This is a genomic window from Streptomyces sp. NPDC096048 (assembly GCF_044763415.1).
In the GTDB taxonomy this organism is placed as follows: Bacteria; Actinomycetota; Actinomycetes; order Streptomycetales; family Streptomycetaceae; genus Streptomyces.
In genome coordinates this window covers 573,020-585,223 of the sequence record NZ_JBIWGG010000001.1, presented here as the reverse complement: position 1 = coordinate 585,223, position 12,204 = coordinate 573,020, and the positions used below count along the sequence as shown (strand labels likewise).

The 12,204-nt window shown below is 71.1% G+C and carries 9 protein-coding genes; 5 read left to right on the top strand and 4 right to left on the bottom strand.

The window, feature by feature from the left end:
- Positions 1-17 precede the first annotated feature (17 nt).
- Entirely contained in the window at positions 18-551 is a 534-nt protein-coding gene (locus ACIQ6R_RS02840) for a DUF4245 domain-containing protein (protein WP_404169783.1), read from the bottom strand.
- A 126-nt stretch (positions 552-677) separates the two neighbouring features.
- On the opposite strand from ACIQ6R_RS02840, the gene glpX reads away from it, so the two are divergent.
- On the top strand, positions 678-1,709 hold the full coding sequence (glpX, locus tag ACIQ6R_RS02835; RefSeq protein ID WP_404169781.1) for a class II fructose-bisphosphatase: 1,032 nt from the start codon (positions 678-680) through the stop codon (positions 1,707-1,709).
- A gap of 259 nt (positions 1,710-1,968) precedes the next feature.
- On the opposite strand, the gene ACIQ6R_RS02830 is transcribed toward glpX, so the two are convergent.
- Together ACIQ6R_RS02830 and ACIQ6R_RS02825 are read right to left on the bottom strand one after the other, a co-directional pair.
- The gene (locus tag ACIQ6R_RS02830) at positions 1,969-2,346 is read right to left on the bottom strand and encodes a WhiB family transcriptional regulator (RefSeq protein ID WP_404218281.1); all 378 of its coding nucleotides are present in this window, start codon (positions 2,344-2,346) and stop codon (positions 1,969-1,971) included.
- A 104-nt stretch (positions 2,347-2,450) separates the two neighbouring features.
- On the bottom strand, positions 2,451-3,158 hold the full coding sequence (locus tag ACIQ6R_RS02825; RefSeq protein WP_404218279.1) for a DUF1707 domain-containing protein: 708 nt from the start codon (positions 3,156-3,158) through the stop codon (positions 2,451-2,453).
- Positions 3,159-3,376: 218 nt separating this feature from the next.
- On the opposite strand from ACIQ6R_RS02825, the gene ACIQ6R_RS02820 reads away from it, so the two are divergent.
- The 4 genes from ACIQ6R_RS02820 to ACIQ6R_RS02805 all read left to right on the top strand — a co-directional run bounded on the left by ACIQ6R_RS02820 (position 3,377) and on the right by ACIQ6R_RS02805 (position 9,727).
- The gene (locus ACIQ6R_RS02820; RefSeq protein WP_404169772.1) at positions 3,377-5,044 is read left to right on the top strand and encodes a fumarate hydratase; all 1,668 of its coding nucleotides are present in this window, start codon (positions 3,377-3,379) and stop codon (positions 5,042-5,044) included.
- A gap of 78 nt (positions 5,045-5,122) precedes the next feature.
- Entirely contained in the window at positions 5,123-6,526 is a 1,404-nt protein-coding gene (locus ACIQ6R_RS02815; protein ID WP_404218277.1) for a class II fumarate hydratase, read from the top strand.
- A 77-nt stretch (positions 6,527-6,603) separates the two neighbouring features.
- Complete coding sequence (locus ACIQ6R_RS02810) at positions 6,604-7,320, top strand: DUF402 domain-containing protein (protein WP_404218275.1); 717 nt, start codon at positions 6,604-6,606, stop codon at positions 7,318-7,320.
- A gap of 295 nt (positions 7,321-7,615) precedes the next feature.
- The gene (locus ACIQ6R_RS02805) at positions 7,616-9,727 is read left to right on the top strand and encodes a SpoIIE family protein phosphatase (protein WP_404218273.1); all 2,112 of its coding nucleotides are present in this window, start codon (positions 7,616-7,618) and stop codon (positions 9,725-9,727) included.
- Positions 9,728-9,794: 67 nt separating this feature from the next.
- Here the strand turns inward: ACIQ6R_RS02805 and ACIQ6R_RS02800 are convergent, their stop codons facing one another.
- Complete coding sequence (locus tag ACIQ6R_RS02800; protein ID WP_404218271.1) at positions 9,795-12,116, bottom strand: transglycosylase domain-containing protein; 2,322 nt, start codon at positions 12,114-12,116, stop codon at positions 9,795-9,797.
- Positions 12,117-12,204: the final 88 nt, after the last annotated feature.

Below are 12,204 nucleotides of genomic sequence, written 5' to 3'. Positions count from 1 at the left end.
CGGCGCGCGGCGGACGCTCACGACAGCTTCAGCGCCGCCGCCATCCTGCCCAGCTGGTCGAAGGAGCCCGTGCCCGCCACGACCGTCGTCGCGCCCTTCATGCCGTCCGCGTCGTGCAGCACCAGCGCGTCGTACCGGCCGCCCGTGTACCGGGTCCACGTCCGGCCGCCGATCTCCTGGGTCGCCTCGGTCTCCCGTGCTCCCTGGCTGGCCTCGTCGATGAACGTGGACGGCTTCTGCGTGGACTGCTCGATCGCCACGTACTCGCCGTCCGGGGCGTGGAAGCCCAGGTGCCAGGCTTCGAACTCGTCACCCCGATAACGGACGGAGGTCGGCTTCCAGTCCTCGGAGAGGCCCTCGGGCGCCGCCACCGGGTACGACGCCGCGCGCTGCGCGGTGAGCAGCTCGACCCGGTAGTCCACCCGCTTGACGGGGGGCTCGCCGTCGTCGTGCGGAATGAAGATCCAGATCACGCCCGCCGCGAGCACGATGAGCCCGAGGGAGAGGATCATGTCCCGGGCCGACTTCTGCTTGCCTTGCATACCTGCCACGCCCTCTATCGTCGCAGGTGCCTGGTCCGCTCATACGTGGGGTCCCCTGCTCATTTTGTCGGACTGACGATAGAGTGCGGCTCACACCCTCATCCGGCCGTCGTCGTATCAGAAAGGTGCGCTCCGATGACCGAGCATCATCTGCCGTCCGAACTGGACGTCCCCTCAGAGGCCCCCGACCGCAACCTCGCCATGGAACTCGTGCGGGTCACCGAAGCCGCGGCGATGGCCGCCGGCCGCTGGGTCGGGCGCGGCGACAAGAACGGCGCCGACGGCGCCGCCGTGCGCGCCATGCGGACCCTCGTCCACACCGTCTCGATGAACGGCGTCGTCGTCATCGGCGAGGGCGAGAAGGACGAGGCCCCGATGCTCTTCAACGGGGAGCGGGTCGGCGACGGGACCGGGGCCGAGGTCGACATCGCCGTCGACCCGATCGACGGCACCACGCTGACCGCCAACGGCATGACCAACGCCATCGCGGTGCTGGCCGCCGCCGAGCGGGGCTCCATGTTCGACCCGTCCGCGGTCTTCTACATGGACAAGCTGGTCACCGGGCCGGAGGCCGCCGACTTCGTCGACATCAACGCGCCGGTGTCCGTGAACATCCGCCGGATCGCCAAGGCCAAGCGACGCACCCCCGAGGACGTCACCGTCGTCATCCTCGACCGCCCCCGGCACCAGGGCCTCATCAAGGAGGTCCGGGAGACCGGCGCCCGCATCAAGCTGATCTCCGACGGCGACGTGGCCGGCTCGATCCTGGCGCTGCGCGAGGGCACCGGCATCGACCTGCTGCTCGGTGTCGGCGGTACGCCCGAGGGCATCATCTCGGCCTGCGCCGTGAAGTGCCTGGGCGGCACCATCCAGGGCAAGCTGTGGCCGAAGGACGACGAGGAGCGGCAGCGCGCGGTCGACGCCGGGCACGACCTGGACCGGGTGCTGACCACCGACGACCTGGTCGCCGGGGACAACGTCTTCTTCGTCGCGACCGGCATCACCGACGGTGAGCTGCTGCGCGGGGTGCGGTACCGGTCCGAGACCGCCACGACCGACTCGATCGTGATGCGGTCCAAGTCGGGCACGGTGCGGCGGATCGACTCCGAGCACCGGCTGAGCAAGCTTCGGGCGTACAGCGCGGTGGACTTCGACCGGGCGAAGTGACTCCGTCGGTTCCGCGGGGGCGCCCATGGAAGTGGGGGGGCATTGTCGCGTGGCGAGCGCGGGCCGATCGCGGCTGGTCGCGCGGTTCCCCGCGCCCCTCGGGCCGGCCAGGCTCACGGCATGAGAAGGCACCGGGGCCGCGCCCGCGTGGCGGAGCCGTAGATCAGACGCAGCCCCGCGCCCCCTTGGGGCACTCAGCCCCCCACGGCATGACAAGGGCGCCCCCTGTGCGGAGGGGGCGCCCTTGTCGCGTTCGTGTTCAGCCGGCCGCGGCTATGCGGCCCGTCGCGCGGGCGGCGTTCTTCAGCTCCACGTCGCGGCGGCGGCGCCTCGCGAGGACCACGCGGCGTTCGGCGGCGGTGAGGCCGCCCCAGACTCCGTAGGGCTCGGGCTGCAGGAGGGCGTGCTCGCGACACTCGACCATGACCGGGCAGCGCGCGCAGACGCGCTTGGCCGCCTCCTCGCGCGAAAGCCTGGCGGCGGTGGGTTCCTTGGAAGGTGCGAAGAACAGTCCGGCCTCGTCGCGCCGGCACACCGCCTCGGTGTGCCAGGGAGCGTCTTGGTCCCTGTCCCGCACGGGCACCCGCTGGGTCGGAACGGCGGCTACCTGCAGGGACGAAGGCGGCGGTTGCAGCACGGTCCACTCCTGACGACGGCTTCGCGAGCGAGAGACGATGCGTCAAGGCTTACCCGTTGTACGCACGCCTATGCACTGGGTTTCCAACCGCCGCCGGTACCGCGCTACAAGTGCTTGCGCAAACCCTTGTCGACCTTGCGGTGCACCCGGTCGAGGATGTCCGCGACGATCCTGCCGCGCTTGGGGCGCGCCTCGACGCTGCCCAGCACCGCCCAGCCGTCCACGTAGATGACGGGGGCCTCGGGCTCGGCCGAGTCGAGTGTGTGCACCTCGAAGCTGCCGAGCACTCCGCCGCCCGCGCCGCGCAGCGACACGTTCTCCGGGACGCGCACCTCGACGCTGCCGAAGACCGAGAACGCCTTGATCACGACCTGCTGGTGCTCGAAGACGGCCTCGCTGAGGTCTATCTCGACGCTGCCGAAGACCGCGTACGCGTGGATACGGCGGCTCGCCCGCCAGCGGCCCTTGCGGACCGCGCTGCTGAACACCGCCACGAGGTTCTCGTCGGCTTCGGCGGGGATGGCGCCGGCGGTCGGGCGGTTGGGGGCCGGGGCGGCACCCGTGCCCCGCCCGGCGTGCCCGGCGGGCAGGTCCTGCACGAAGACGTCCAGCTCACCGACCGTCCTGGCGGCCAGCACGCCCTCGACGCGCTCGGCGTGCTCCTCGGCGGTGAGTCGCCCCTCGGCGAGGGCCTCGCGCAGCATGTCGGTGACGCGGTCACGGTCGGCGTCCGAGGCGCGCATCTCGGAGACGTGCGCTGCGGTGCCGCGCGGTGCCACGTCCTGCGGTTGGGCGTGCTTCTGAAGGTCCACGGCAGCAGCGTACCGAAACGCGATAGATCGCGACTACCCCTGGGGACGACCTTGTCGCGGCCGGGACCGCGGTTCGCGAAAGCGGCCTGCCTACTGAGCCTTACCTCACAAGCTCGGCGCGGACGGCAGGTTTTACGCTGGTGGACGCTGCCGATGGAGGCCAGCCGTCGTTGCTGAGGAATCCAGCCGCGCGTGATGCCGAGTGAGGAATGGGCGAGATGCCTGAGTTCGCGTACACCGATCTGCTCCCTCAGGGAGAGGACACCACTCCGTACCGGCTGGTGACCGCCGAGGGTGTCTCCACCTTCGAGGCCGACGGGCGGACCTTCCTCAAGGTGGAGCCCGAGGCGCTGCGCAAGCTGGCCGAGGAGGCCGTCCACGACATCCAGCACTACCTGCGCCCCGCCCACCTGGCGCAGCTGCGCCGCATCATCGACGACCCCGAGGCGTCGGGCAACGACAAGTTCGTGGCCCTGGACCTGCTGAAGAACGCGAACATCGCGGCGGCGGGTGTGCTGCCCATGTGCCAGGACACCGGCACGGCGATCGTCATGGGCAAGCGCGGCCAGAACGTGCTCACGGCGGGCGGCGACGAGGAGGCCCTGAGCCGGGGCATCTACGACGCGTACAAGAACCTGAACCTGCGCTACTCGCAGATGGCTCCGCTCACCATGTGGGAGGAGAAGAACACCGGCTCCAACCTCCCCGCCCAGATCGAGCTGTACGCGACCGACGGCGGCGCCTACAAGTTCCTGTTCATGGCGAAGGGCGGCGGCTCGGCCAACAAGTCGTTCCTCTACCAGGAGACCAAGGCCGTCCTGAACGAGGCCTCCATGATGAAGTTCCTGGAGGAGAAGATCCGCTCGCTCGGTACGGCCGCCTGCCCGCCGTACCACCTGGCGATCGTGGTCGGCGGCACGTCGGCGGAGTACGCGCTGAAGACCGCGAAGTACGCCTCCGCGCACTACCTGGACGAGATCCCGGCCGAGGGTTCGGAGCTCGGGCACGGCTTCCGGGACCAGGACCTGGAGGAGAAGGTCTTCGAGCTGACGCAGAAGATCGGCATCGGCGCGCAGTTCGGCGGCAAGTACTTCTGCCACGACGTGCGCGTGGTGCGGCTGCCGCGGCACGGCGCGTCCTGCCCGGTCGCCATCGCGGTGTCCTGCTCCGCGGACCGGCAGGCGGTCGCGAAGATCACCGCCGAGGGCGTCTTCCTGGAGCAGCTGGAGACCGACCCGGCGCGGTTCCTGCCGGAGACCACGGACGAGCACCTCGACGAGGCGGGGGACGTCGTGAAGGTCGACCTCAACCAGCCGATGGACGACATCCTGGCCGAGCTGACGAAGCACCCGGTCAAGACCCGGCTGTCCCTGACCGGCCCGCTGGTCGTGGCCCGCGACATCGCGCACGCCAAGATCAAGGAGCGGCTGGACGCGGGCGAGGAGATGCCGCAGTACCTGAAGGACCACCCGGTGTACTACGCCGGTCCGGCGAAGACGCCCGAGGGGTACGCGTCCGGGTCCTTCGGTCCGACGACCGCCGGGCGCATGGACTCCTACGTGGAGCAGTTCCAGGCGGCGGGCGGCTCCAAGGTGATGCTGGCCAAGGGCAACCGGAGCAAGCAGGTCACCGACGCGTGCGACGCGCACGGCGGCTTCTACCTCGGCTCCATCGGCGGCCCGGCGGCCCGGCTCGCCCAGGACTGCATCAAGAAGGTCGAGGTCGTCGAGTACGAGGAGCTCGGCATGGAGGCGGTCTGGAAGATCGAGGTCGAGGACTTCCCGGCGTTCATCGTGGTGGACGACAAGGGCAACGACTTCTTCCAGGACCCGGCTCCGGCGCCGACGTTCACCAGCATTCCGGTACGGGGCCCCGGGCTCGCCTGAGCCAGGCCGGTGACGGTTCACCTCCACGGGGAACAGTGGTCGCGTCCAGGACGCTGTGACACGTGGAGGTGATCGTCGATGGCCGACGAGCAGGACAGGACCGAGTACCGCACCGAGCACGACTCCATGGGGGAGGTACGGGTCCCCGCCCACGCCAAGTGGCGTGCCCAGACGCAGCGGGCGGTGGAGAACTTCCCCGTCTCGGGGCAGCGCATCGAACGCGCGCACATCGAGGCACTCGCCCGGATCAAGGGTGCGGCGGCCAAGGTCAACGCCGAGCTGGGCGTCCTGGACACGGACGTCGCCGACGCGATCCAGGCGGCGGCCGGGGAGGTCGCCGAGGGGAAGTGGGACGAGCACTTCCCCGTGGACGTGTTCCAGACGGGGTCGGGGACCTCGTCCAACATGAACACCAACGAGGTCGTCGCCACCCTCGCCACCGAGCGGCTCGGCCGGAACGTGCACCCCAACGACCACGTCAACGCCTCCCAGTCGTCCAACGACGTCTTCCCGTCCTCCATCCACATCGCCGCCACCGCCGCCGTCACCCGTGACCTGATCCCGGCCCTCGACCACCTCGCCGGCGCTCTGGAGCGCAAGGCCGAGGAGTTCGCCGACGTGGTGAAGTCCGGGCGTACGCACCTCATGGACGCCACACCGGTCACGCTGGGGCAGGAGTTCGGCGGGTACGCGGCGCAGGTGCGGTACGGCATCGAGCGGCTGAACGCGTCCCTCCCCCGCCTCGCCGAGCTGCCGCTGGGCGGCACCGCCGTCGGCACCGGCATCAACACCCCGCCCGGCTTCTCCGCCGCCGTCATCGAGGAGGTGGCCCGCGCGACGGGGCTGCCGCTGACCGAGGCGCGCGACCACTTCGAGGCGCAGGGCGCCCGGGACGGCATCGTCGAGACGAGCGGGCAGCTGCGGACCATCGCCGTCGGCCTGACGAAGATCGCCAACGACCTGCGGTGGATGGCGTCCGGGCCGCGCACCGGGCTGGCGGAGATCTCCCTGCCCGACCTCCAGCCGGGGTCGTCCATCATGCCCGGCAAGGTCAACCCGGTGATCCCCGAGGCGGTGCTCATGGTCGCCGCCCAGGTCACCGGCAACGACGCGACGGTCGCGGCGGCGGGAGCGGCCGGCAACTTCGAGCTGAACGTCATGCTGCCGGTCATCGCCAAGAACGTCCTGGAGTCGGTCCGGCTGCTCGCCAACGTCTCGCGGCTGCTGGCCGACCGGACCGTCGACGGCGTCGTCGCCCACCGCGAGCGGGCCCGCGAGTACGCCGAGTCCTCGCCGTCCGTGGTCACGCCCCTCAACAAGTACATCGGGTACGAGGAGGCCGCCAAGGTCGCCAAGAAGGCGCTGGCCGAGCGGAAGACGATCCGCCAGGTCGTGCTGGAGGGCGGCTACGTCGAGCGCGGCGACCTCACGAAGGAGCAGTTGGACGAGGCGCTGGACGTGCTGCGCATGACCCGCCCGTGACCGGACGGCCGTCGTGAGCGCGGGTGTTCGTCGTGATCACCGGCGCGCCAGGTGGCAAGGGCACCTAATATCTGTCCATGGCAGACGGTGAAGCGGTGAGCGCGGCGACGCAGCCGGGGGCGGAGGCGGGCGGCCCGGCGGCCCCTCGGGGGTACTGGGCGCCGGGCAGTCACATCCTGTGGCGGTACCGGGAGAACGGCGGCCCGCACTTCCACATCGCGCGCCCCGTCACCGTCGTACGGGACGACGCCGACCTGCTCGCCGTGTGGCTGGCCCCCGGCACCGACTGCGTGAGGCCGGTGCTCGCCGACGGCACGCCCGTGCACCTGGAGCCACTGGCCTCGCGCTACACCAAACCGCGCACCGTGCAGCGCGACCGGTGGTTCGGCACGGGTGTGCTGAAGCTGGCCCGGCCCGGCGAGCCCTGGTCGGTGTGGCTGTTCTGGGACCCGGGCTGGCGGTTCAAGAACTGGTACGTGAACCTGGAGGAGCCGCTGGCCCGGTGGGAGGGCGGGGTCGACTCCGAGGACCACTTCCTGGACATCTCCGTCCACCCGGACCGCACCTGGCACTGGCGGGACGAGGACGAGTTCGCGCAGGCCCAGCGGGACCGGCTGATGGACGCCCGGCTCGCCGAGCGGGTGCGGAAGGCGGGACGTGCCGCGGTGGCGGAGATCCGTGCCTGGGGCTCCCCCTTCGCGGACGGCTGGGAGCACTGGCGACCGGATCCGTCCTGGCCGGTACCGTCGCTGCCCGGAGACTGGGACCGCACGCCCGCGCACGTGTCCTCATGAGACCCTTGATACGCCCCCGGGCAGGAAACGTAGGATCGTCCTCCGCAAGGGAGCGCGGCAGCAACCGGCGGAGCGTGCGCTGTGCTTGACCGATCGTCACCGAGGGGCGGCAGGACGTGAGCGAGAGGTACGAGGGCAACACGGATACGGGCCGCAGACGGTCCGCCGGTGACACAGGAACAGCTTCTGACCACGCGGGAATCCCGTTCCTGGGGCACGTATTCCGGGTATCGGGATTTCTGCGGGACGAACTGCACGCGCCGCGCGCAGTCCCGGACGGATGGATTCGACACGCGTGACGGAGCACCCGACCTCCTTCGACCGCCCCTCGACGGGCGGCGACCCCACGGATCCCCGCGGGGCGCTCCTGCGTACCCCCGTGCCGCCACGCGCCTCCGGGTCCGCGTTAGCGGCACAGGGGCGCACCGGGGAGACACCGCCCACCGCGGGCGCCGACTCGCCGGGCGCCTTCGAGCACTCCCAGCCGGGCGCCGAGCAGGCCGCCGAGCCGGACACGCACCGCCCGCGGCCCACGTCCGACGGCGTCCCGGCCCAGCCGGGCGGCGCGCAGACCGGAGCGGGAGCCCTTCCCGGAGCCCTTTCCGGTTCCGGGGCGTCGACGGGGGCGGAGCGCCGTGGCGCGCCGCTGGACCCCGACCGCCGTACCGGGCAGCCCACCACGCCGGGACAGCCCACTCCCATGCGGCGGGACGGCGACCGGCTGCGGTTCGTGGGAGCCGCGACCCGGCGGATCGCCCGGGGCATGGATCTCGACGAGATCGTGATGGGGCTGTGCCGGGCCACCGTGCCGACGTTCGCGGACGCGATCCTCGTCTACCTGCGCGAGCCGCTGCCGGTCGGCGACGAGCGGCCCACGGGCCCCCTCGTGCTGCGGTTGCGCCGCACCGACCGGATACCGGCCGAGCGCGACACCGAGAGCGGGTTCACGCCCGCGGCCCAGCCCGAACCCTCCGAGTTGGAGACGGTCGGCTCCGAGCTGTGCGAGGTGCGGCCGGGCAGCGCGCTCGCCGAGGTGCTGCGCGGGGTGCGACCGGTCTTCACGGACACGCCCGCCGCCCGCGCCGCCCTGCCGGAACTGCTCGGCGACGGCCGGGACTTCGCCGTGCCCGACGGCCGGCGGGCGATCCTCGCGCCGCTGCGCGGCCGGCGCCGGGTCATCGGGGCCGCCCTGTTCCTGCGCGGCCCGGAGCGCGTCGCCTTCGAGGCCGACGACCTGCTGGTCGCCGCCCAGCTCGCCACGCACAGCGCGCTCGGCATCGACAAGGCGGTGCTGTACGGGCGTGAGGCGTACATCGCCGACGAGTTGCAGCGCACGATGCTCCCGGAGAACCTGCCGCGCTGCACCGGCGTGCGGCTGGCCTCCCGCTACCTCCCGGCCGCCGAGACGGCACGCGTCGGCGGCGACTGGTACGACGCCATCCCGCTGCCCGGCAGCCGGGTCGCGCTGGTCGTCGGCGACGTGATGGGCCACTCCATGACGTCGGCGGCCATCATGGGCCAGCTGCGGACCACCGCACAGACCCTGGCCGGGCTCGACCTGCCCCCGCAGGAGGTGCTGCACCACCTCGACGAACAGGCCCAGCGCCTGGGCACCGACCGCATGGCGACCTGTCTGTACGCCGTGTACGACCCGGTATCGCACCGCATCACCGTCGCCAACGCCGGACACCCGCCGCCCGTACTGCTGCACCTGGGCGGCCACGCCGAGGTGCTGCGGGTACCGGCCGGGGCGCCGATCGGCGTGGGCGGCGTGGACTTCGAGGCCGTCGAACTGGACGCCCCCGCCGGCGCGACCCTGCTCCTCTACACGGACGGGCTGGTCGAGTCCCGCCTGCGCGACGTGTGGACCGGCATAGAGCAGCTGCGGGAGCGCCTCGCGGCGACCGCGCAGCTCACCGGACCGGACCACCCGCCGCCCCTGGAAGCCCTCTGCGACGAGGTGCTGGACATGCTCGGTCCCGGCGACCGGGACGACGACATCGCGCTGCTCGCCGCCCGCTTCGACGGCATCGCGCCCAGCGACGTGGCGTACTGGTTCCTGGAGCCCGAGGACGCGGCCCCCGGCCGGGCCCGGCGCCTGGCCCGGCGCGCCCTCGCCCGCTGGGGCATGGAGGACCTCACCGACTCCGTGGAACTGCTGGTCAGCGAGGTCGTGACCAACGCCGTGCGGTACGCCACGAAGCCGGTCACGCTGCGCCTGCTGCGCACGGACGTGCTGCGCTGCGAGGTCGGCGACGACGTGCCGCAGCTGCCGCGGCTGCGACAGGCGCGGGCCACGGACGAGGGCGGACGCGGACTGTACCTGGTGAACCGGCTGGCCCGGCGCTGGGGCGCGACCCGGCTGAGCACCGGCAAGGTGGTCTGGTTCGAGCTGAACCGAGGCTGAGGCGGATACGCGCGAAGGGCGCCCGGTAGCCGGTCACCGGGCGCCCTTCGCGTGTTCCTGCCGTCGGTTATCGCTCCTCCCGGTCCCCGTTCGGGAAGAGCGGGTTCTCCGGCTCCGTGGACTCCCCGCCGGTCGGCGGTTCGGTCGACGGGCTGTTCGACGGGGACTGCGACGGCGACTGCGACGGTTCCTCGGTCGTCGGCGCCTCGGACGTCGGTTCCTGGGTCGTCGGGTCCTTGGACGTGGGCGGTGCCTCGGTCGTCTCCTCCCGGGTCGGCGACTGGGTCGGCGACTCGGGGGCCGTGGGCGACTTGCTCGGCTTCACCGCGGCGCCCTGCTTGGTCTCCAGGTCGAACTCGGTCACCTCGTCCATGACACCGAAGGTGTACGCCGCCCAGATCTCCGCCGGGAAGCCACCGCCGTTGACGCGGTAGTCGACGCCGCCCGCCTTGTACATCGGGACCTGGGCGTGGGTCTTCGGGTCCTCACCGAACAGGCCGACCGAGGTGACCAGGTCGGGCGTGAAGCCGGTGAACCAGGCCGACTTGTTGTTGTCGGACGTGCCCGTCTTGCCCGCGACCTGCTGGCCGTCGCGCAGCGGGTTGTCCCGCACGGACGTCCTGGCCGTACCGTCGTCGACCACGCCGGTCAGCACGGAGGTCACCGTGTCGGCGGCCTCGCGGCCGATGACCTGCTCGCCGATCGGGTCGGGGAACTCGATCGTGCGGTCCTTGTGCTCGACCGACTTCACGATCTGCGGGGTGACCTTCTTGCCGTGGTTGTCGAGGGTGGCGTAGACGCCGGCCATCTCCAGCGGGCTCGCGCCCATACTGCCGAGGGTCTGGGCGGGCACGGCCTCCACGCCCTCGGTGTCCATGCCGAGTTCGCCCGCGGTCTCGATGACCTCGGACATGCCGACGTCGATGCCCATCTGCGCGAAGACGGAGTTGACGGACTTGTTCATCGCCTCCTGGACGGTGATGTCGCCGTAGTCGACGTCGTCCTCGTTGGGGGGCGCGAAGCCGACCTCGCGGTCGCCGTCCATCACGGGGCGCTCGCTCGTGCCGTCGTACATCGTGCCGGCCGTGATCGGCACGCCGTCCTGGGTCTCGGCGTCCTGGTCGACGGCCGCGGCGAGGATCAGCGGCTTGAAGGTGGAGGCGGGCTGGTAGTCGTCGCGGGTGGCGTTGTTCGTGAAGTGCTTGACGTAGTCCACGCCGCCGTACATCGCCAGGACCGCGCCCGTCTTCGGGTCGACGGAGGCGGCGCCGGCCTGGACGTCCGCGTCGACCGCGCGCTTGTCGGGGTCCAGCTTGCTGGTGAGCTTGGCCTTGACCGCCTTCTCCAGCGCCTCCTGCTTCTTCTTGTCGACGTTGAGCGTGATGGTGTAGCCGCCGAGGTCCACCAGGGCCTTGGCCTGCTCCATGTCCTCGGCGACGCCCTGGGCGACGAGCCGCTGCTTGAGCGAGTGGTTGGCCTCGTCCACCAGGTACCCGATCTGGCCCCCCATCCCGGCGGCGGTCTTGGGCTGCTCGGGCTCCGGGAACGTCATGCCCCGGCGTTCGCCCTGGTCCAGCCACTTCTGCTCGACCATGTTGTCCAGGACGTAGTTCCAGCGCTGCTGGACCAGCTTCTTGCCGGTGTCGCTGGCGATCGCCCAGTCGTACTGGTTGGGCGCCTGGAGCAGCGCGGCGAGGTACGCGCCCTGCTCGACCGTCAGGTCCTCGGCGTCGACGCGGTAGTAGGCCTGGGCGGCGGCCTGGACGCCGTAGGCGCCGCGGCCGTAGTAGCTGGTGTTGATGTAGCCGGCCAGGATGTAGTCCTTGGACTTCTCCCGGTCCAGCTTCAGGGAGATGACCAGTTCCTTCAGCTTGCGCGAGACCGTCTGCTCCTGGGACAGGTAGTAGTTCTTGACGTACTGCTGGGTGATCGTCGAACCGCCCTGCGCACCCTTGCCGGAGAGCGTGTTCAGCACGCCGCGCGCGGTGCCCTTGAGGTCGACGCCGGCGTCCTTGTAGAAGGTCTTGTTCTCGGCGGCGACGAAGGTGCGCTGGACCTCCTTGGGGACCTCGGCCAGGTCGACGATCTCCCGGTTGCGGTCACCCGTGCGGGTCATGATGCTGCCGTCGCTGTACTTGTAGACGTTGCTCTGCAGCTCCGCCTCGGGGTTCCCCTCGGGGATGTCGATCACCATGTACAGGACGATGAAGGCGCCCATGCCGAGCAGGCAGAGGCCGAAGAAGGACCCGAGGATCTTCTTCCAGGTGAACAGCCGGCGTATCCGGCCCTTCCCGCCCGTGCCCGCGGCCGCACCCGACGAACGGCGGCGTTTCGGCGCCGCGCGGCGGCCACCGCGCTGTCGCGCTTTTCTCTCTTCCGCTCGTCCCATGGATCCGATCCGCTCCGCTTCGTTCATCTGTGACCACGTCTCGCTCACGCGTCACACAGGTTCGCCGCTCAGGTCAGCTCAGAAAGCT

Coding starts and splice junctions, on each gene's coding strand:
- glpX (WP_404169781.1), top strand. CDS start 678: ATGACCGAGCATCATCTGCCGTCCGAACTGGACGTCCCCTCAGAGGCC.
- ACIQ6R_RS02800 (WP_404218271.1), bottom strand. CDS start 12,116: ATGGGACGAGCGGAAGAGAGAAAAGCGCGACAGCGCGGTGGCCGCCGC.
- ACIQ6R_RS02810 (WP_404218275.1), top strand. CDS start 6,604: ATGGCAGACGGTGAAGCGGTGAGCGCGGCGACGCAGCCGGGGGCGGAG.
- ACIQ6R_RS02820 (WP_404169772.1), top strand. CDS start 3,377: ATGCCTGAGTTCGCGTACACCGATCTGCTCCCTCAGGGAGAGGACACC.
- ACIQ6R_RS02815 (WP_404218277.1), top strand. CDS start 5,123: ATGGCCGACGAGCAGGACAGGACCGAGTACCGCACCGAGCACGACTCC.